At 71.7% G+C, this 18,987-nt stretch carries 18 protein-coding genes and 1 pseudogene; 10 read left to right on the forward strand and 9 right to left on the reverse strand.

Annotated features, from left to right (window positions below; genetic code table 11):
- Nucleotides 1-7: 7 nt before the first annotated feature.
- A complete protein-coding gene (locus tag MNZ27_RS14495; RefSeq protein ID WP_242394797.1) occupies nucleotides 8-520 on the forward strand; it encodes a (R)-mandelonitrile lyase in 513 nt (170 codons plus the stop codon).
- Nucleotides 521-571: 51 nt separating this feature from the next.
- Here the strand turns inward: MNZ27_RS14495 and MNZ27_RS14500 are convergent, their stop codons facing one another.
- Nucleotides 572-1,852: a glycosyltransferase gene (locus tag MNZ27_RS14500; RefSeq protein ID WP_242394798.1), complete on the reverse strand. Its 1,281-nt coding sequence runs from the start codon at nucleotides 1,850-1,852 to the stop codon at nucleotides 572-574.
- A 145-nt stretch (nucleotides 1,853-1,997) separates the two neighbouring features.
- Nucleotides 1,998-2,975: an alpha/beta fold hydrolase gene (locus MNZ27_RS14505; protein ID WP_242394799.1), complete on the reverse strand. Its 978-nt coding sequence runs from the start codon at nucleotides 2,973-2,975 to the stop codon at nucleotides 1,998-2,000.
- Between the two features lie 302 nt (nucleotides 2,976-3,277).
- Here MNZ27_RS14505 and MNZ27_RS14510 point away from each other — a divergent pair, with 302 nt between their 5' ends.
- Complete coding sequence (locus MNZ27_RS14510; protein WP_242394800.1) at nucleotides 3,278-3,721, forward strand: flavodoxin family protein; 444 nt, start codon at nucleotides 3,278-3,280, stop codon at nucleotides 3,719-3,721.
- A 158-nt stretch (nucleotides 3,722-3,879) separates the two neighbouring features.
- Nucleotides 3,880-4,041, forward strand: coding sequence for an ACT domain-containing protein (locus tag MNZ27_RS14515; protein WP_242394801.1), 162 nt, complete (start codon nucleotides 3,880-3,882; stop codon nucleotides 4,039-4,041).
- A gap of 70 nt (nucleotides 4,042-4,111) precedes the next feature.
- Here MNZ27_RS14515 and MNZ27_RS14520 read toward each other — a convergent pair whose 3' ends face one another.
- The 4 genes and pseudogenes from MNZ27_RS14520 to MNZ27_RS14530 form a co-directional block, all read right to left on the reverse strand.
- Nucleotides 4,112-7,204 carry an RCC1 domain-containing protein gene (locus tag MNZ27_RS14520; RefSeq protein WP_242394802.1) on the reverse strand — a complete coding sequence of 1,031 codons (3,093 nt, stop codon included), beginning with the start codon at nucleotides 7,202-7,204 and terminating at the stop codon, nucleotides 4,112-4,114.
- Nucleotides 7,205-7,317: 113 nt separating this feature from the next.
- Nucleotides 7,318-7,443 (reverse strand): annotated as a pseudogene (locus MNZ27_RS24290) (8-amino-7-oxononanoate synthase); the annotation flags it as partial.
- A 117-nt stretch (nucleotides 7,444-7,560) separates the two neighbouring features.
- Nucleotides 7,561-8,616: a lysozyme inhibitor LprI family protein gene (locus MNZ27_RS14525; RefSeq protein WP_242394803.1), complete on the reverse strand. Its 1,056-nt coding sequence runs from the start codon at nucleotides 8,614-8,616 to the stop codon at nucleotides 7,561-7,563.
- Between the two features lie 283 nt (nucleotides 8,617-8,899).
- On the reverse strand, nucleotides 8,900-10,042 hold the full coding sequence (locus MNZ27_RS14530) for a fatty acid desaturase family protein (protein ID WP_242394804.1): 1,143 nt from the start codon (nucleotides 10,040-10,042) through the stop codon (nucleotides 8,900-8,902).
- A 519-nt stretch (nucleotides 10,043-10,561) separates the two neighbouring features.
- On the opposite strand from MNZ27_RS14530, the gene MNZ27_RS14535 reads away from it, so the two are divergent.
- The 5 genes from MNZ27_RS14535 (at nucleotide 10,562) to MNZ27_RS14555 (ending at nucleotide 15,295) form a co-directional block, all read left to right on the forward strand.
- Complete coding sequence (locus MNZ27_RS14535; protein ID WP_242394805.1) at nucleotides 10,562-11,653, forward strand: AI-2E family transporter; 1,092 nt, start codon at nucleotides 10,562-10,564, stop codon at nucleotides 11,651-11,653.
- Nucleotides 11,654-11,845: 192 nt separating this feature from the next.
- The gene (locus MNZ27_RS14540; protein ID WP_277957956.1) at nucleotides 11,846-12,961 is read left to right on the forward strand and encodes an ABC transporter permease; all 1,116 of its coding nucleotides are present in this window, start codon (nucleotides 11,846-11,848) and stop codon (nucleotides 12,959-12,961) included.
- A gap of 3 nt (nucleotides 12,962-12,964) precedes the next feature.
- The gene (locus tag MNZ27_RS14545; protein WP_242394807.1) at nucleotides 12,965-13,750 is read left to right on the forward strand and encodes an ABC transporter ATP-binding protein; all 786 of its coding nucleotides are present in this window, start codon (nucleotides 12,965-12,967) and stop codon (nucleotides 13,748-13,750) included.
- Complete coding sequence (locus MNZ27_RS14550) at nucleotides 13,747-14,634, forward strand: MlaD family protein (protein ID WP_242394808.1); 888 nt, start codon at nucleotides 13,747-13,749, stop codon at nucleotides 14,632-14,634. Before MNZ27_RS14545 ends, MNZ27_RS14550 begins: the two co-directional genes overlap by 4 nt.
- Before the next feature lies 1 nt (nucleotide 14,635).
- A complete protein-coding gene (locus tag MNZ27_RS14555) occupies nucleotides 14,636-15,295 on the forward strand; it encodes an ABC-type transport auxiliary lipoprotein family protein (RefSeq protein ID WP_242394809.1) in 660 nt (219 codons plus the stop codon).
- Nucleotides 15,296-15,364: 69 nt separating this feature from the next.
- Here MNZ27_RS14555 and MNZ27_RS14560 read toward each other — a convergent pair whose 3' ends face one another.
- On the reverse strand, nucleotides 15,365-15,667 hold the full coding sequence (locus MNZ27_RS14560; RefSeq protein WP_242394810.1) for a PRC-barrel domain-containing protein: 303 nt from the start codon (nucleotides 15,665-15,667) through the stop codon (nucleotides 15,365-15,367).
- A gap of 251 nt (nucleotides 15,668-15,918) precedes the next feature.
- Between MNZ27_RS14560 and MNZ27_RS14565 the strand changes: the two genes are divergently transcribed.
- Together MNZ27_RS14565 and MNZ27_RS14570 are read left to right on the forward strand one after the other, a co-directional pair.
- A complete protein-coding gene (locus tag MNZ27_RS14565; protein ID WP_242394811.1) occupies nucleotides 15,919-16,074 on the forward strand; it encodes a hypothetical protein in 156 nt (51 codons plus the stop codon).
- Between the two features lie 54 nt (nucleotides 16,075-16,128).
- Nucleotides 16,129-17,061: a YihY/virulence factor BrkB family protein gene (locus MNZ27_RS14570; protein WP_242394812.1), complete on the forward strand. Its 933-nt coding sequence runs from the start codon at nucleotides 16,129-16,131 to the stop codon at nucleotides 17,059-17,061.
- Nucleotides 17,062-17,513: 452 nt separating this feature from the next.
- On the opposite strand, the gene MNZ27_RS14575 is transcribed toward MNZ27_RS14570, so the two are convergent.
- Both MNZ27_RS14575 and MNZ27_RS14580 read right to left on the reverse strand, forming a co-directional pair.
- Nucleotides 17,514-18,308, reverse strand: a complete 795-nt coding sequence (locus tag MNZ27_RS14575; protein ID WP_242394813.1) for a hypothetical protein — start codon at nucleotides 18,306-18,308, stop codon at nucleotides 17,514-17,516.
- A 415-nt stretch (nucleotides 18,309-18,723) separates the two neighbouring features.
- On the reverse strand, nucleotides 18,724-18,987 hold a 264-nt coding region (locus MNZ27_RS14580), incomplete at its 5' end, for an IS66 family transposase (RefSeq protein WP_242394814.1).

Genomic DNA, 18,987 nt, shown 5'->3' on the forward strand with positions numbered 1-18,987 from the left:
CATGAACATGAACACGCTCGCCACGACGTTGACCTCGCTTGCGCTGCTCACCTCGCCTCCCGCACCCGGCACCTCCGCGGCGCCTCCAGCCCAGGAGTCGCAGGCCGTGCGTGTCACCCGCGCCGGCTCGCAGGCGTCCCGAAGAGGCCCGGCCGAGAGCTTCACCGGCTCGGTGCGCGTCGATCCGCTGTTCCAGGCGCCCCAGCCGGCGCGCACGTCCGGCGCGTACGTGACCTTCGAGCCGGGCGCCCGCACGGCATGGCACACCCATCCGCTGGGCCAGACGCTGATCGTCACGTCCGGCGTCGGACGCGTGCAGCGCTGGGGCAGCTCGATCGAGGAGATCCGGCCCGGAGACGTCGTCTGGATTCCGCCCGGGCAGAAGCACTGGCACGGCGCTTCGCCGACCACGGCCATGACGCACCTCGCGATCCAGGAGCTGCTCGACGGCAAGGCCGTCGAGTGGCTCGAGAAGGTGACCGACGAGCAATACGGCGGGGCGGCGTCCGCCCCCCGATGAGTCATCGGGCTCGTCCACCGCGAGCATGGCGGCGACACGCGCGCTCGTACGTCAAGCTGCCGCGAGCGCTCGCTCGAGGATCTCGACGGCGCGCGTCGCGCCGTCCTCGGTGCGCACACGCTCGCCGACGTCGTGCGCGCGCGCCCGGATGCCGTCGTCCCCGACGGCGCGAGAGATCGCCGCCGCGAGGCGATCCACGGTGAGCCGCTTCCGTGGGATCGGCGCCGGGCCGGCGCCGAGATGCGCCACCCGGTGAGCCCAGAACGGTTGATCCGTCCCGACCGGCACGACGACCTGCGGAACGCCGGCGCGAAAGGCTGCGCCCGTCGTGCCCGCGCCACCGTGATGCACGACGGCCGGCGCCCGCGGAAACACCCACGCATGCGGCGCCGAGTCGATCGCGAGCACCGTCGGGGGCAGCTCGCGCGCCTGGGCGTGCAACTCGGCCCACCCGGAGAAGATGATCCCGCGCTGCCCAGCGCGCGCGAGCGCCGTCACGATCGTCCTCACGTCGGCGGCGGGATCCGTGCTCGGCATGCTGCCGAACCCGACGCAGACCGGCGCCGGACCGGACGCGAGGAACTCGGCGAGCGCGCGCGGCGGGGTCCAGCCCGCGGGCTCGTCGAGGAACCAATAGCCGGTCATGTGGAGGTACGGCTCCCAGTCCCGGGGACGGGGCAGGACGGTCGGGCTGACGCCGACGAGCACCGGCGGCGCGGCCTTGCGGAGCGTGTCGAAGATCCACCCCTCCCACGGCGGCAGGCCGAGCACCTCCCGGCGCAGCCGGAGCGCGCTCTCGCGGCTCATCCGCCAGATGATCCGATCCGCCGCCCAGTGGCTCAGGCGGTTATAGCCGGGGATCCAGCTCGGTCCCGGGGGGAAGAGCGGGCTCGGGAGCTCGCGCGTGGGGAACGCCGCCTGGAGCATCGCCGCGAAGTACTTGATGCCCAGCTTCTCCGCGATCGAGAGCGCGGCGAACGACGTCAGCGCGCCGTAGCCGACGGCCTCCGCGCCCTCGCACGCGGGGAGCGCCTCGGCCGTGTACCTCGTCATGTGCTGGGCGAAGACCTCCATGACCCGCCGGATCAGCGCGAGGTTCCCTTTCCGGCTCAGGCCGTCCATCTCGCCGGCCAGCTCGCGGAGCCGCTCCGGGGTGGGCCACTCGTCCGCGCCCGCTGGATGGAAGGCCACTCCGTACTCTCTCGCGAGCGGCTCGAACGCGCGCGGCGCGACCACGGTGGCGGCATGGCCGGCCCGCGCGAGGGCGCGAGCGAGCGCGATGTACGGCTGGACGTCGCCGCGCGTGCCGGCGGTCAGCAGGGCGATGCGCATCGTGAGGCCGCCTCCACGCCGGCCAGCTTGCCGGACGTCGGTCCGGTCCTTCACGAAGCGTAAGAAGACGCGATCGGCGCGACTAGTAAAGAGGCAGATCGCCGCCCGGGACGCGGTGAGGCCGTGTACGCGACGAGGCGACGCCTCACGGGCCGAAGAACTCGAGGAGCGCCTTGCTGGTGTCGGCAGGGCGGTGGCTCACGAACAGATGCCCGCCGTCGGGTATGAGCTCGATCCGGATCTGTGGCGCCACGGCGCGGACCCGATTCGCCGCAAGCGTCGCGTCGTAGATGGGGTCGTTCCTGCCGAGCATGAGCAGCGCCGGCACCCGCAGAGCGGCCAGCTCCGCGTCGCGCACGACCGGGATCCGAACGCTGCTCGGCCGTCCAAGCTGAAACCGGAGGATCACGTCCTGCATTGCCCATTCCGGCATGACCGGAGCCTCCTGGGCGGCGAGATACCGGAACAAGCGGCGCACGACGGACGCACGGTTGAACGTCATCGCGAACGCCCCCCGCAGCATCATGCCCGCGCGCATCCGCTGCAGCGAGGCGGGCGCGAGGAGTGCGAGCCGCTCGACGCGCTGGGGGTGCGCGAGCGCGAAGTGGAGCGCGATCCAACCTCCGGCCGACAGCCCGGCCAGGGCCACGCTCCCGACGCCGAGCGCGTCGAGCACCTGGTCCAGCCACCGGGCGTGGTCGCCGGAACGGTAGGACGGCCTCGTGCCGGCGCTCTTCCCCACGTCGCCGATGGTGTCGATCGCGTGCACCCGATGGCGCGCCGCGAGCGCGGGCACGAGCGGGAACCAGCTCGTTGCGTTGGTCCCGAGGCCATGGAGCAGCACGAGCGGGCGCGCGCCCTCAGCGCCGAAGGTGATCACGTGCGTGTCTCCGAACCGGGTCTCGAGCAGGCGCGCCTCGTACGGCACAGGCCACCGCTTCAGGATCGCGTCATAGGACGCGCAGGCCCTCTCGCGGGCGTCGGCCGAACGGTACTGGTTCGGCGCCGCGCCGCGCTGGCCGCCAGGTGGCGCCCCGGCGCCCTGGAGGCGCTCCGGCCGCGATGCGCCACGCTCCGTCTCGGTCCGTGCCGTTGCCCTCGAGCCGCCGCTCGCATCGTTCATCTGGTCGCCCTCGACCTCGCTCGCCTGCCGCCGGTGTCCGCGCGCCGCGTCTCGCGATCGACGCGGCGCCGCGTGCATTTTCTCCGGGTACGCGAGCGCGAGGGCGCGGCGCGAAGTCGCGGGACCCGAGGACGTCACCTCTGCCGCGGCGACACGACGCGCAACCGTCCTCTGCATCCCGCTCTCCTTGTTGAGAGCGGCGAGGATCACCGGCCGCGGTCGCGCTCGCCATACGTCCTTCGCCGGGTGGCTACCGTCCAGCGTTGATCTAACGGCGACTCCAGCCTCCCGAGACCTCGAGCGTGCGTCATGACGATTCAGCAAATACCACCGATGATCCGAAACTTGCGCTCGTGAGGCAACGACGCCGCGTCATACGGCGCACACAATTACTCTCGGTCAGGGCCTCGCGCACCTTGCTCGAGAGCATGATCGCTGCCGACGTCATCGTGCTCGCGACCCCCGTCTACTTCTTCGGCAAGTGCGCGCAGCTCAAGACCGTCATCGACCGGACGGTCGCGAGGTACACGGCCATCGCGAACAAGGAGTTCTATTTCATCGTGACGGCCGCCGTCGGCAGCAAGCGCCCGCTGGAGCGGACCATAGAAGGCCTTCGCGGGTTCACCTCGTGCCTGACCGGCGCGAAGGAGAAAGGCATCGTCTACGGCACGGGCGCATGGGAGGTTGGCGACATCCTTTCACGTCCGGCTTTCGAGGAGGCGTACGAGATGGGGAAGTCGGTGTGATGTGACCGAGCCGAATCGGATCGCATGAACCTGAACACGCTCGCCACCGAGGCGCCTCACCTCCTCGAACCGTCCGTGGTCGGCGACGAGGCCCTCCGCGGCGCCGCCGGCCCCCGCTCGCCCGCGTCTCCTCGATCATCTCCAACCTGAAGGCGAACGTGATCGAGGTGCACCACACGCGCGCCTTCGCCTACCGCTTCGGCGACACGACGCTCCAGCTGACGCTGGAGACGCGCGGGCCGGACCACGTGGACGAGATCCTCACCGCGCCGCGCGAGCGGGGCTACCAGGGCTACCAGGTGCAGAAGCTGGGGATCTGACCCGACCCCGCGCCGCCGCCCCGTCACCCTGCCCTCTCCGCCGGTGGGGGAGAGGGAGAGAATCCCGCTCTCAGCGGCCCAGCGGCACCTTGGCGGTGCTCCAGGTCGTGGTCCCGTCGCCGAGTTGGCCGGTGCTGTTGTCCCCCCAGGTCCAGAGCGTCCCGTCGGACTTCACCGAGGCGTTGTGGCCGTGGCCGGCGGCCACCGACAGCCAGCCCGTCCCGAGCTGAAGGGGTGAGCTCACGCTCGGAGCGGCGGACGCGCCCCCCAGCTGACCGTAGTAGTTGAAGCCCCAGGCCCAGAGCGAGGCGTCCGCCTTCACCGCGGCCACGTGCTGGTCGCCCGCCGCCACCCACGCGTACCCGGTCCCGACCTGCACCGGCGATTCCCTGTCGATCTGCGTCCCGTCCCCGAGCTGGCCGTACATGTTGTCGCCGAACGCCCAGAGCGCGCCGTCCGCTCTCAGGACGAACGTGCTGGAGTAGCCTGCGGAGACGGCCGACCAGGTGGTCCCAAGCCCGACCCGCGCCGGGATGGGCCGATTCGCCACGACCAGCATCGGTGCGCCGAGCGCGCCGCGGTTGTTGTCGCCCCAGGTCCAGAGCGTCCCGTCGAGCTTGAGCGCCACCGTGTGGTCGGCCCCGCCGGCCACCGGGAAGTACCCGCTCCCGACCAGCACCGGCGCGTGCCGCTCGGTGTAGGTCCCGTCGCCGAGCTGGCCATTCCAGTTGTTGCCCCACGCCCAGAGCGTCCCGTCCGACTTCAGCGCCAGCGTGTGATAGTAGCCGGCGGCGACCGCCGCCCAGGTGGCGTCGGTCCCCACCTTCGCGGGCGTCGCCCGCGACGTGGTCGAGCCGTCGCCGAGCTGGCCGTGCGAGTTGTCGCCCCACGTCCAGAGCGTCCCGTCCGACCTCAGCGCCACCGTGTGGTTGGACCCCACGGCCACCGCCGCCCACCCGCTCCCGATCTTCACGCGGTAGGGGCGACGGGTCGTGCTCCCGTCGCCGAGCTGGCCGTACGAGTTGTCGCCCCACCCCCAGAGCGAGCCGTCCGCCTTCAACGCCACCGTATGGCCGGCCCCCGTGGCCACCGACGCCCAGCCGGCCCCGACCTGCCCCGGGAGGTGCGAGTCGGTGGCGGTCCCGTCGCCGAGCTGGCCAATGACGTCGCCGAAGGAAGTGTTGCGTCCCCAGGTCCAGAGCGAGCCGTCCGTCTTCACGGCCGCCGTGTGGGAGTGGCCCGTGGCCGCCACCGCGAACCCCATCCCGATCTGCACCGGCGAGTGGCGATCGGTCGTGGTTCCGTCGCCGAGCTGGCCGTTCGAGTTGTAGCCCCAGGCCCAGAGTGTCCCGTCGCTCTTCACCGCCACCGTGTGGGTGTCGCCGCCGGTGTTGGAGGCGCCGGCCGCCACCGACCTCCAGGTGGTCCCGGTCCCAATCTGGACGGGAAGGTCACGCTCGGTCGTGGCGCCGTCGCCGAGCTCGCCGGTAGCGTTGTAGCCCCAGGCCCAGAGCGTCCCGTCGCTCTTCACCGCCACCGTGTGAGCGGCGCCCGCGGCGACCGCGACCCAGGTCGCCGTCCCGATCTGATACGGCGCGGACCGCGAGACGACCGCCTTGTTGTCGCCGAGCTGGCCGTTCCCGTCGTCACCCCAGGTCCAGAGCGTGCCGTCACTCTTCACCGCGACCGTGTGGCCCGCCCCCGCCGCCACCGACGCCCAGGTCGCCGTCCCGATCTGCACCGGCGAGTAGTAGGGCACGTTGCTGGTCGTCCCCGTCCCGACCGCACCGTTGCCGCTCCAGCCCCATCCCCAGAGCGTGCCGTCGGACCGGATCGCCATCGAGTGGCTCTGCCCCGCGGCCACCGACGCCCAGTTGGTCGCCGTCCCGATCTGCACCGGAGTCGTCCGCGACGTCGATGTGGTGCCGTCGCCGAGCTGACCGCTCCCGTTGTCGCCCCAGGCCCAGAGCGTGCCATCGGTCTTCACCGCGAGCGTGAACCGCTCCCCCGCCGCCACGGCCTTCCACCTGGAGGCCGGCTCGATCTGCACCGGCACGTTGCGGGAGTAGCTGGTCGGGCTGCCGTCCCCGAGCTGGCCGGAGCCGTTGTTCCCCCAGGTCCAGAGGGTGCCGTCGGTCTTCAGCCCCACCGTGTGCTCGACGCCCGCGCTCACCGTCGCCCACCCGGGAGCGCACCAGACCGCCGCGGTCGCCACGTCGTCGGTCCCGACGATCCCCCGGGGGTTCACCACGCCGCACTCGAGCCCCGCTGGCTCTGCCACGATGCTCACCGAGTAGACCGTCCCGCTCCGCACCGGCGTCGGGAAGACGAAGGAGGTCGCCCCCGCGCCGACGGTGAGGTCCGGCGCGCCCGGCGTCGAGAGGACGAGGCCGGTCGCGTTCGCGGTGAGCCCCGCGATCGTCCCGCCGACGGTGTGGGAGCCGATGAAGGAGAGCCAGGGCTGGTCGGAGAGCAGGACCTGCGAGGCGCCGGGGTTCACGGTGGCGGTGACGTTCCCGCCCGTCACCACCGACGCCACGATCTGGAACGTCGCCACGCCGCCGGCGCCGGTCGTCGCGGAGGCGGGCAGGATCGTCGCCGTCCCGGAGAAAGCGAGCGCGACCGTCTGGCCCGCCATGACGGCGCCCGAGCCGTCGCGGACGGTGACCGTGACGGTCGCCGCCGTGCTGCCGTCGGCCGGGAAGATGGCGCCGCTCGGGGTGACGGTGGAGAGGCTCGCGCTCTGTGGCGGCGGTGTCGTGAAGGTGACCGACGGCCGTTGGGTCACGGCCACGCCGTCGACCGCGACCGCGACCGTCTTCGCCTCCGCCTTCGTGGACGCGAGCGTCACCGCCGCGAGGCCCGTCGCGTCGGTGATCGCCGTCGCCGCCGAGAGCACGTTGCCGGTGCCCGACACCGTGAAGACCGCCGCCTTCCCGGCGACCGGCGCCCCCGCGCCGTCGCGCGCGGTCGCCGTGAGCGTCACGGTCGCGGTCCCGTTCGCGAAGGCCACCGCCGGGGCGGCGGTCAGGGTCGAGAGCGCGGCGCTCACCGGGCTGATGGGGCCGGGGAGCGCCCCTCCGCCTCCGCCTCCGCCCCCGCCCGAGCAGCCGAGCGAGGAGGAGACCACCGCCGCGAGCACCGCCGTCCACGTCGTGCGCACATGAACCCCCGAGTCCGAGCCGAGGGGAGCCAATCTAGCATTGCCTGTGTGTGAAGGAGCGGCCGCCGCCGGGACTCACATCCCCCCACCCGCGCGCCCGGGTGCCCGGAGCGGAGCGTCTCCTCGAGCGCCCTCAGGAAGCCGTCGACCTGGGCGGCCGTGAGGGCCGCCGAGAGGGCGACGCGCAGGCGGCTCGTGCCGGCGGGGACCGTCGGCGGCCGGATGGCGCTGAACCAGCCGCCGTGGATGCTACCGTAGGGGTGGTTGCTGGATGAAACGCCTTTGGATTGGTGGGCGGTCGCCGTGAACGGCTGCGTCGCGGCCAGTGCCGCCGTCGCGTCGTCGAACCGTGCTGATCACTCTGCGAGCATCCCAGTCCGCTCCCTCGTGATCCAGGTCTTCCAGCCGACGGCCGGAACGTCCGGATGGAGCGCTCGTCCGAAGACTGCCCACGCGTCGCGGTACGAGAGCCAGGCGCGTTGGGTCCTGCGAATTCCGTCGGGTGTCACCGTGCCAAGGGCTTCCGCCCTGATCGCACGCCGGTACGCCTCATTCAGCGCCCGGTCGGCCACCCGATAATCTGCCTCGGCGAAGCGCCATCTCGGCGGGCTTGCCACGAGCGCTTCGACCGACGACACGAACGCCTCGCGAAGCCTCGCGCCCTCCTCGATGACCAGCGCGGCGCGGGCGGTGCCGCTCAGGTCCACCTCGTTGGACTCGCGAGCCTCGAAATAGGCATCGGCCGCCGCCTTCAGCTTCGCGAAGGCCGGACGTGCCACGATAGGGAGCTTTGCCACCACGGTGTCGAGCCGGCGGTTTCGCGCGACGGCGTCGATGCGCTCGTGGAGCCCAGCGCAATACCCCATCATCAAGCCGCTGGTGATGTCATCGCAGATGTCGAAGACGCCGGCGTCCTTCCCAGCCTTCATGTTCAGCAGGTGTTTGACTCGACCTACGCGCTCAGCCGGGGCGGCGTCCGTCCCGCACGCGATCGCGACCGCCAGCTCGAGGTCTTGCACGACGCCTCTGCCGTTCGCATACAGCATCATGAGCATCGTCGAGCCGCCCAGGACGAGCTCATCCTTGCGGAGCTCGATGAACGCGCACTTGCGCGCCGCGACCGGATCGGCTGGGCGCCCGATCCCGTAGTAGAGCGCCTCGGAGTCGCATTCCGTGCCGAGCGCGCGAGACTCCCCTTCGCTCGGGCCGTCAGCGGCTGGGTACGCGGGCTTGCCCACGCGGGCGCACGCCGCGTTCACCGCCGCTTCCTCGGCATCGAACCTCTCCTCCCACGAATCCGCGGCTTCGGACCGCGAGGACGCAATGACGAGAAGTACCGCCGCCACGAGCCGACGCCGGGCGCGTCCCCGCACGCGCAAGCGGCGCCCGTTCGTGTGGATGGGGAGCAGCACCGGGTTGGATTCTACCGCGCGGGCGCCGGCTTGACCGTGTCCGCCTTGAACTCAGGCGTCAAATACCGCCTCTGCCTCTTCGTCATCTGGACATCCTCCCGCGCATCGGAGGTGTCCACCGAATCCGGGGAGGCTCAACAAGCTGCTCGCTCTGCAAGGTGCGTTCGGTGCCGAAGCCCGACGAGGAATAGTGATGCAGGCGGTCACCGACCTCGGCGCGCGGCGCCTACCGACCTCGACCTGCGGGTGGCGGTCGTGGTCCACGGCGCCGATCGATCAGACCTCAACCGACAGGGGCCGCGCTCGCGGCGACCTCTCCCGCCGCGGATCGCCCGGGCGCGGCGCGGCGCTCCCCGCGCCGCGGCACCGCGAACCGGACCAGCCGCCGCATCGCGCTCGCGAACTGCGAGCCGAGCGTTCCGGTCGCGTACGGGAGGCCGTGGCGCTCGCAGATCTCCCGCACGCGCGGTGCCATCTCGGGGTAGCGCCAGGCCGGAATGTTCGGGAAGAGGTGATGCTCGACCTGGAACCCGAGGTGCCCGCTCAGGACGTGAACGATCCGACTCGCCTCGAAGTTGGACGAGCCCATCACCTGCCGTGCGTACCAGCCAGCCCGGTCCTCGGTCGCGAGGTCCTCCTCGGAGAAGCTGGCGGTGCGCTCCGTGAGGTGGCCGCAGTAGATGACCACATAGGCCCAACCGTTCCGGAGGGCGTTCGCGAGCATGTTCCCGACGAGTACCTTCGACGCGAACGGTCCCGCGAGCGCAGGGTAGAACACGTACTCGACGAACCCTTTCCGCGCGACCTTGCGGACGAACCCCCACACGTCCCGCGCCACCTCGCGAGCGGGGCGCCGCCTCGGAGCGGCCGCTCGAGCGGATGGAGGCCCCAGCGCGTCGAAGAGGCCGAGGTCGTAGGCGCCGATGGAGTACTCGAAGAAGAGCCCGGTGAGCGGGCTCAGCAGTGGCTGGACGAGGTGGAACGGCCTCCACGGCACGTCGGCCGAGAACCGGAACGCGTTGTAGCCGAAGTCGCGGTCGCGCCCGATCACGTTGGTGTAGACGTGGTGGGTCGCGTTGTGGGCCCGCTTCCAGGTCTTCGCGGTGGCGACCATGTCCCACTCGTACGTCGCCGAGCGGAGCGACGGGTCGTCCATGAAGTCATACTGAGCGTGCAGCACGTTGTGCCCGATCTCCATGTTCTCGAGCACCTTGTAGACTGCGAGCGCGGCGACGCCGGCGCTCCACGAGATCGGCTCGAGGCTGAAGTGGACGAGGAGTCGCCCTGCGATCTTGGCGCTCCGCGCGACGGCGCGGACACCGCGGATGTACTCCGCGTCGGCGCGACCGATCTTCGACGCGTACTCCTGGCGGACCGCGTCGAGCTCGGCGCGGAGGGCGTTCGGCTGCTCGGGGGACGGATGCACGGGCCCCTCCTCGTGCGGAGGACAACCACCGTCGTGAAGCTGCGATCTGTGCCCGCAATGTCACGCGCGTGTCAGGTCCGAGGATCGTGCGGGAGGGAACAAGGGCCCCCTCGAACTCGCCCGACGCTCCCGGACAGGTGAGCGCCACGGGCGCCCGAGCACGTGGCCGCCCGGGAGGTCCTGCCAAGAGGGCTCGCGCGAGCGCACCTTCGCGCTCGCGAGCGTGTCCACGCCGAGCACCGGATGGCGTTTCGCCCGCTTGGCGAAGGGTCCCACCTTGTGGGGCGGCCCCACGGGAGCACCGGCGGCAGCTCCCGCTCGATGACGCGCCCCCGGGTGGGCGAGCGCCGGGCCGGAGCTCGACGCACTACTGATGACGCGACGCCCCGCTTCCGACCCGTCCGCCCGGCTCGAGCGGCAGCGGCGCTCGCCCGCGCTGGCGCATTCGCCGCGCGGCACGCGGAAGGACGGCCGCCACGCTCCACGGCGCGCCGGCGGAGCGGAGTTCGAGGTCAGCCCGTGTCGTCCGCCCCCCCTGGCACGCCCGCCCCGGTTCCGCCGCGTCGTTCCCAGGTGACCCTCGCGAGCGTCTTCACGGCGTGCTTCGGCGTCGCGCTCGTCGCCGCGCTGATCTTGTTCCTCCTCGAAACCCGGGTCGCCCTCCTCCTGACGCTCGGTGGCGCGCTCGCGGCGGTGGCGATGGATCACGCGGTCGAGGCGCTCGCGCGGCGAGGGCTCCGGCGTGGGTGGGCGATCGCCGCCGTGCTTTGCGGGCTCCTCGTCATGTGGGTCGCGCTGGGCTTCCTCCTCGTCCCGCCCATCGTGAGCCAGGCGAGGGCCCTCGGGGCGGAGGCCCCGGAGCTGTGGCGGAAGCTGCAGGCCACCCCGCTCTTCGCGAGCCTCGATTCACGGTTCCACTTCCTCGATCGTCTTCGCGAGTCGGTCCCAGGCGCGGCCACGGCGCTGAGAACCGCCGTGAGCGGGGTCGTCAGCGCGCTGGGCGGGATCCTCGCCTTCGTGTTCCTCGCCGTGTTCATGCTCGTCTTCGGTCGCGACCTCGCCGCGACGTTCTTCGCCGAGGTGGTGAGCCCCGCGAACCGCGCGCGGGCCGAGCGGATCGCCGCGAACATCTATCGCGCGACGGGCGGTTACCTTGGCGGGCTCCTCGGGATCTGCGCCATCAACGCGACCCTGACGACGGCGCTCCTCGTGATCCTCCGGATCCCCTATTTCCTGCCGCTCGGCCTCCTGAGCGGCTCGTCGAGCCTCGTCCCGTACGCGGGACCGCTCGTGTCCGGCGCGACCGTCACGCTGTTCGTCCTCGTCACCGGCGGCGCCTGGAAGGCGCTCGCGGCCGCGATCTACTTCGTCCTGTACGGACAGCTGGAGGGGAACGTGCTCGCGCCGCTCGTCTACCGGCGCACCGTCGACGTGAACCCGCTCGTCACCCTCCTCGCGATCCTGTTCCTGGCGGAGCTCATGGGCATCGCGGGCGCCATCCTGGCGGTGCCGGTCGCGGCCACGGCGCAGATCGTGCTGCGGGAGGTCCTGATGCTCCGACGGTCGAGAGGAGGGCCAGGCTCGCCGCGCGTCCCGCGGGGGCCCCCCTAGACGCACCGCTCGAAGGTATCTCGGGGTCCACCTGCCGCACCCCTGCCGCACCCGGACGGCGAGGGCGGTCGTCCCGGCGGAGCCCGCCCGTCGAGTCCCGCCGCGCGGGTCCGCTGGTTGGCGTCACCCGGGCTCCGTAGTTACCGTTCGTCCGTACGCCGGGCTCTCGACCGCCCGCCGACGGAAGCGACGATGGATCTTCCGGGCTCACCCCGCATCCGAGTCGAGGACGGCGCGGTCCGCTGCAGCGGCTCATGGACGATCCATCGCGTCGGCCGGGTGGAGCGTGCGCTCCGCAGGCTCACCTGGCCGGAGGGCGTCGCCCTGGTGGTCGACGCGTCCGCCGTGGGGACGATGGACACGGCCGGCGCCTGGCTGCTGGAGCGGACCGCGCGTAGGCTCGAGCGCAGCGGACGTCCGGTCACCCTGAGGTTCCGGCCCGAGCACGAGGCGCTCCTCGGGATCGTGACCTCCTCCGGCGTCGTGGCCGCGCCGCCGCGTCCGCGCGAGCGTGCGCCCTTCCTCTCGACGCTCGGCCGCTGGGCGTGGAGCTCCGCCCGCGACGCCGTTCGCCTCGTCACGTTCCTCGGCGAGATAGGCGTTGCGGCGGCGCGCGCCCGCACCGGCCCGCTCCGCGTCCGCTCGCGGCAGGTGCTGGAGCACGTGCAGACCGCGGGGTTCGAGGCCCTCCCCACCGCGGCGCTGCTGTCGTTCTTCATCGGCATCGTGCTCGCCTTCCAGGGATCGACGCTGCTGCGCCCCTTCGGCGCCGGCATCCTCGTCGCGGACCTGGTCGGGCTCGCGATGGTGCGGGAGCTGTCGCCGATCCTCACGGCCCTCATCGTCGCGGGGCGCTCGGGCTCCGCGTACGCCGCGCAGCTCGGCGCGATGAAGATGAGCGGGGAGATCGACTCGCTCCGGGCGGTCGGCCTCTCGCCCAGCGAGGTCCTCGTCCTACCGCGGATCGCGGCGCTCGTACTGGTCGTTCCGCTCCTCACCGTGGCGGCGGACGTCCTCGGCGTGGCCGGCGCGATGCTGGTCGCGAGGTCCGAGCTGGCGATGAGCTCCGGTGAGTTCCTCGGGCGCGTCGCCCGCGAGATCCACGCGTCGAGCTACCTCCTCGGCGTGTGCAAGGCGCCGGTGTTCGGGGCGATCGTCGCGGTCGTCGGCTGCTACCAGGGGCTGCAGGTGGCCGACGACGCCGACAGCGTCGGGCGGCGCACCACCGGGGCGGTCGTCCAGTCGATGTTCTTCGTCGTCCTCGCCGACGCGTTCGTCCTGGTGGTCTCGAGGCAGCTCGGCATCTGACTCATGGCCCCTACGGTCCCCTCCGCGCCCGAGCCCGTGATCGCCGCTCGTGACGTCCACACGCGCGTTGGCGCCGACGTCGTTCACGCGGGGGTGACGCTGGACGTCCACCGGGGGAGGATCTTCGCCCTCGCTGGGCCGAGCGGATGTGGAAAGACCCTGCTCCTCAGGGAGGTGCTGGCGCTGCACGTGCCGGACTCCGGATCGATCCGGGTCCTCGGGCGAGAGGTGGTGGGGATCGGCCACGAGGAGGCGCTCGAGCTGCGAAGGCGGTGCGGCGTCGTCTTCGAGCGTGGCGCGCTCTTCAGCTCCCTCACCGTCGCGGAGAACGTCTCGTTGCCCCTGCGGGAGCGCTCCCGGCTCGGCCGAAGGGTGCGGGACGAGCTCGCGGCGATGAAGATCGCGCTGGTGGGGCTCCCCGCCAGCGCGGGCCTCAAGTACCCGTCGCAGCTCTCCGGGGGGATGCGCAGGCGCGCCGCGCTCGCCAGGGCGATCGCGCTGGACCCCGAGCTGCTGCTCCTGGACGAGCCGAGCGCGGGGCTGGACCCCTCGAGCGGCAGGGAGTTCGAGGAGCTGGTGCGGCACCTCAATGACGTCCTGGGGCTCACGGTCTTCGTGGTCACGCGCGATCTCGGGCTCCTGTGGAACCTCGCCGACCACGTCGCATTCCTCGCCGGCGGGCAGATCGTCGCCGCCGGCACGATGGCGGAGGTGTCGAGGTCGGACGCACCCGTGGTGCGCGCCTACTTCCCCGGGACACGCGGCGGCCCGGCGGGGGCCCGGCGATGAGGGCGCAGCCGAACTTCGTGGCCGTGGGCGCCTTCGTCCTGGGGCTCGGGGCCGTCGCGGTCCTCGTCGGCGTGTGGCTCGCGGCGGGAGGCGCCCACGTGAAGCGACAGGTCAGATACGTCGCCCGGTTCGACGAGTCGGTGTCCGGCCTCAGCCGCGGCGCGCCCGTGAAGTACCGCGGCGTGCCGGTCGGTTCCGTGCGGGACCTCTCGCTCGACCCCCACGATTTCGACCGCGTCCGCGTCGTCCTCGACGTCGCGCCCGGCACGCCCGTCAGCCGCGACACGGTCGCGGTCCTGGCGTTCCAGGGGGTGACCGGCATCGCGTCCGTGGAGCTCAGCGGAGGCGGGCGCGACTCTCCTCCGCTCTCTCGCACGCCCGGCGAACCGTACCCGGTGATCCGGACCGCTCCGTCGACGATGAGCCGGCTCGAAACCGCCGTGACGGCGCTCCTCCGGGACCTGGGAGCGACCGCCTCGGACGTGCAGCGGCTCGCCGCCTCGCTCGCCGGGAGATCCGGGGACATCGACGCGGCGATCGCCGACGCCGCGAGGTCCGTGCACCACGTCGCCGAGGCGAGCGCCCGGCTCTCCGGGCTCGCCGCGCGGATGGGGCGAGGCGCCGAGGCGGTGGCACGGGCCGCGGACGAGGTGAAGGGGGTGGGCGCTGCCGCGCGCGTGGCGGTCGACGACGCCGCGCGCGCGGCTCGGGACACGAGCCGAACCGTGCAGCAATTGAACGGCGGATCGCTGGTACAGCTCGATCGGCTCATCGCCGAGCTGACGGACGCGGCCGCCGCGCTCGGCCGCGTCTCGCGGGAGCTGGAGCGGAATCGGGGAGCGCTCCTCGGAGGCCAGACGCCGCCGCCGGGGCCGGGAGAATGACGTGACCCGCGCGCGGTCGAACGCCGGGCCCCTCGGAGCTGCGCTCGCAACCGTGCTGACGGGGCTGACCGCCTGCGTCTCGCTCGGGCCGTCGACACCGGCGGCGCGCTTTGCGCTCCAGGCGGACTTCGAAGGCCAGCCCATCGCCGGCCCCGGACCCGCGTTGGTGGTGGCTGTTCCCACCGCCGCGGCGGGCTTCGATGGACCCCGGATCGTCTACGTGCGGCGAGCGCACGAGCTCGAGTTCTTCGCGAAGAACGAGTGGGCGGATGCTCCGGCGCGCATGCTCGCCCCGCTGCTCGTTCGGGCGCTCGAGCGCAGCGGGAGGTTCCAGGCGGTGGCCGACGCCCGCACCCCCGCCGCCGCGGGCCTGCGCCTCGACTCCGAGCTCGTTCGGCTGCAGCAGGAGTTCATCGGGCGCCCGAGCCGCGTCCGGTTGACCGTACGCGTCCAGCTCTCCGACGTCGCCTCTCGACGTGTGCTCGGGGCCCGGGAGTTCGAGGTGGTGGAGGTGGCGCGCTCCGACGACCCGTACGGCGGCGTAGTGGCCGCGAACCGCGCCGTCCGGCGTGTCCTGGACGACGTCGTGACGTACTGCGTAGAGGCGTCCGCGCGAAGCGTGGACAGCTCGTCGGCCGCCCCGTCGAATCGTCCACCGTGACACCCGCGCGGCGGCACGACGCCGAGCGGGCGCGGGACGCGCACCCGCTGGTCGGACGGTCTCGTCTGGTCAGTGCATGGAAGCGGACTCTCCCTCCACCGGGAGCACCTCGCGCAGCCCGTCCACGGGGACGGCGAGCACGACGGCGTCGCCGACGGACTGGACCAGCCGGACCGGGATCTCGACCGTTCCGGCGTGGAACATCGTCCGCGCGGCGCCGAGCTGGTCGGCCACGTCCTTCCGGAGCTTCACCTGGAGCGACTCGACGCTCCAGGCATTGCTGTCGAGGAACAGCGCCGCGACCTCGCCGATCGCGCGCCCATCGCTACCGATGACCGTCCGGCCCCGCAGGTTCTCGTCCGAGAGACGCATGGCTCCCCCTTTCCGCCCGGGCCGCCGCTTCGGCCACCATCAGGGCCGGGCGTCCCAGCGTGGACACGTGCCAAACGTGCGCATGGCGCTGCCCTCTTGCCCCGTCGCCGATCCGGGCACCGCGCCGCGCTCACGGCGGTTCCGGAGCCTTCGCGTGTTCGCCGCGGTGACGAGCAAGCGAGGGGACTCCTCGTCGAGCGAACGCCGTGCGCACGCCACCTCGACCCTCGCCCCCGCTGCCGGCCCCGTGCGTGCCCGGACACCACCCGGCGCTCGCGACAATCGTGGAGGAGACGTGCCGCGCCCACGCGATCCCCTACCGCGCGGAGCCGTCGCTCCGGGCGGCGGTCGCCGCGCACCACCGGCACCTGCGGGCCCTCGGCGCGCCCGTGCCCCTGGAGGCGTGAAGACGCGGGGCGGGCAGGCGAACGGCGCGGCGGCGCGCGGTCCGAGGTGAGGCCATGGACCCGGTTCGTAACACGTCGGAATGGGCCACGCGGCTCCTGCGCTTCACCGGCCGAGCCCTGCGCGCGTTCTCGCGCAACCGCGGCGTCCTGCTCGCGGGCGGCGTCGGCTACAACGCGCTGCTCTCGCTCGTGCCCTTCCTCACGCTGGCGGTGGCCACGCTCTCGATCGTCTTCGACGAGGCTCGCATCCTCGACACCTTGCGCCCCGAGCTCACGGCGCTCGTCCCTCAGCACGCCGATGCCATCCTGGAGGCGGCGCAGGCGTTCCTGCACACGGAAGCGTCCACCCGCGTGCTCAGCGTGGTGTCCATGCTGTTCTTCAGCTCCATCGCGTTTCGCATGTTGGAGCAGGCGGTGGCGGCGATCTTCCACACCTCCGCCCGGACCGCTCACCGGAGCTTCTGGGTCTCGGCCCTGCTCCCCTACCTGTTCATGCTGGTCCTGATGGTCGCGCTCCTCGGGATCACCCTGCTGACGGCCGGCCTCGACGCGCTCGACGAGCACCAGCTGCGACTGTTCGGCCTGCAGCGTCCCCTCGCGTCCGGGATCAAGCTGCTCCTGCGGCTGTCGGGATTCCTGGGGCTGGTCGTGCTGTTCGCCGGCATCTACCGGGTCCTGCCAGTGATCAAGATCTCGGGTCGTCGCGCGCTGGTCGGAGGACTCGCCGCGGCGGCGCTGTGGCGCCTCACCGCGCTGTTCATGGTGTACTTCTTCGCGAACATCTCGACGGTGAACGTGCTCTACGGTTCGCTCGCCACCGTCGTCGTCGTGCTGCTCTCCCTCGAGATCGTATTCGTGATCCTGTTGCTCGGCGCGCAGGTGATCGCCGAGCTCGAGGCCAGCGCCGCCGCCGGGGTGCACTGGTACGAGAAGCCTCGCGAGACCACAGGGACCGAGCCCGAGGCGCGGGTCGACGAATCCCGATGAGTGCGATGGCGCCGGGCGTCTGCTCCGCGGCGCCGAGCCCGCCGCCCTCCTCCGTGGCCATGCAACCCGAGCGCGGCGCCCGCAGGGCGGCTCGGCGCGTCGCAGGCCGGGCACCGCCCCGGGCGCACCTCGTCCACGGTCGGCGGCCGGGCCGCCCAGAGCTTGACGGGAACCGCTGCTTGTACGAATCGAAGGTCGCTCCGATCGCCTGCTGGCACAGGCCGAGGGCACGGCGGGGCGTGCTCCAACACGCTCCCCGCCACCCGTTATGGGGCCGACGCCGCGCCGGTGCCCCCTCCTCGGTGGCGTCGATACCATCGCCCAACGTGACTGCCAGTGTTCGGCCTGCGCGATGGCCGTCGCCGTCGTGACGCGCCACTCCCCCTCACGCTGCCTGCGCGAGATCGGGTCCTACGCCGTCATCCTGGGTGAGCGGCAACACTAGGGTCGCGTCACTTCGAGAGGAACTGCACTATCCAGCGCACGCAGGCGGGGCTGACGCGTACCTCGTCGACTACCTCCTTCCCAGTGAGTCCGACGGCGCCGAAGCCGTGCTTCTCCCCGATGTTGTGTACGTACATGAGATGGCTGAGGCGTGGAAACTGGCGCGGGTCACATTCGTCCACCGATACGAGGCGGAGTGTGTCGTCAGGCTGAACGCCTGCTGCGATCACCTCCTCCTTTCGCGCGCTGTCACTCGCTCGAACGAAAGCGATCTGAATAGAGTCGAGTAGGTCTGGAACTGCGACGGCCGTCCGGAACAGGCCCCGGAACGATGAATATTCCTCGGCCGACAGTTCTTGCAGGACACGAGAAAACCCACGAAAGCGGGCGTCTGGTTCCTTGTCGGCGCGTTCGTAATCGCGCATGAGAGCCGCAAGCGCCGGGAGAACTTCATCCGCGATCGCTTCGAGCGCCGAGCGGACACTCTCCAACAACAAATGACGTATGCGAGGTCTGAGAAGCAATTCCGCTATGTACGACGCGAAGTCCTCATCGGTCGCGATGTCGAAGTAAGCCTCCTCGAGTAGCCGCTTGATCCTCTCGTCCTGTCGCGCCTGGAACGCGCTGTAGAGTACCTTGACGCTGCCCGCGAGCCCACCTACCAGCCCCAAGGCACCTGATGCGACTCCGATTTCACTCGTAGCTCCGGCGATGGCCGCCCCCGAAGAGGCGACAGCTGCTGTCGTCGCAACCAACTCGGTTGGAACCCGACGCTTCTTCTGTTTCGGTCGCTTCGCGCTCATGGATCTTGAGCATGTCCAGTAAGGCCGCGCAGCGCAACACGGCGCAGCCCGCCGCGGAGCGGCGCCTAGGGCGGCGATTCATCGCCAGCAGTTCTCGTTCAAGAACGCAGCCCCGCGCGCGAGCTGCGCCTTGCGGTCGAGCATCGCTAGTCCTGGGAACGTAACACCTCGCCGAGGCCCGTCTGGACAGGCGCCGGCGCGTGACGATCAGGCCGCGGCGGCGGCGGCGGCGATCTGGTGCGGGCGGCGGACGGTCTCGCCCATCAGCACAGCGTGCACGGCGCGGCGCAGGTACGCCGTCGGATCGATGCCGGCGAGCTTGGCGGTCTCGAAGATCGTGTAGTAGAGCGCCGCGACCTCGGTCCCGCGCCGCGACTTCGAGCCATAGTGGTTCTTTCGCCCGACGACGAGCCCCCTATCCCTCGTTCGGTGGCGTTGTTGTCCAGCGGCACGCGGGGTCGTCGACGAACACGGTGAGCCCGGACCACAGCCCCATCATGTACGCGATGGCCTTCCCGAGCCCGCTCTCCGGCAACGCGCGGGTCTCCAGGGTGTGGGTTTGCAGAAGGTAGGGACCCCGGCCGCGTGAGTTTTGCAGAAGGATTCCCCCGTCGGCGCTGAGGGTTTTGCAGAAGCATTCCCTCCCCCATCGGCGTGACCAGCCAGCCACGATGTCGCC

The sequence above is a fragment of the Anaeromyxobacter oryzisoli genome, from assembly GCF_022690765.1.
In the GTDB taxonomy this organism is placed as follows: Bacteria; Myxococcota; Myxococcia; order Myxococcales; family Anaeromyxobacteraceae; genus Anaeromyxobacter; species Anaeromyxobacter oryzisoli.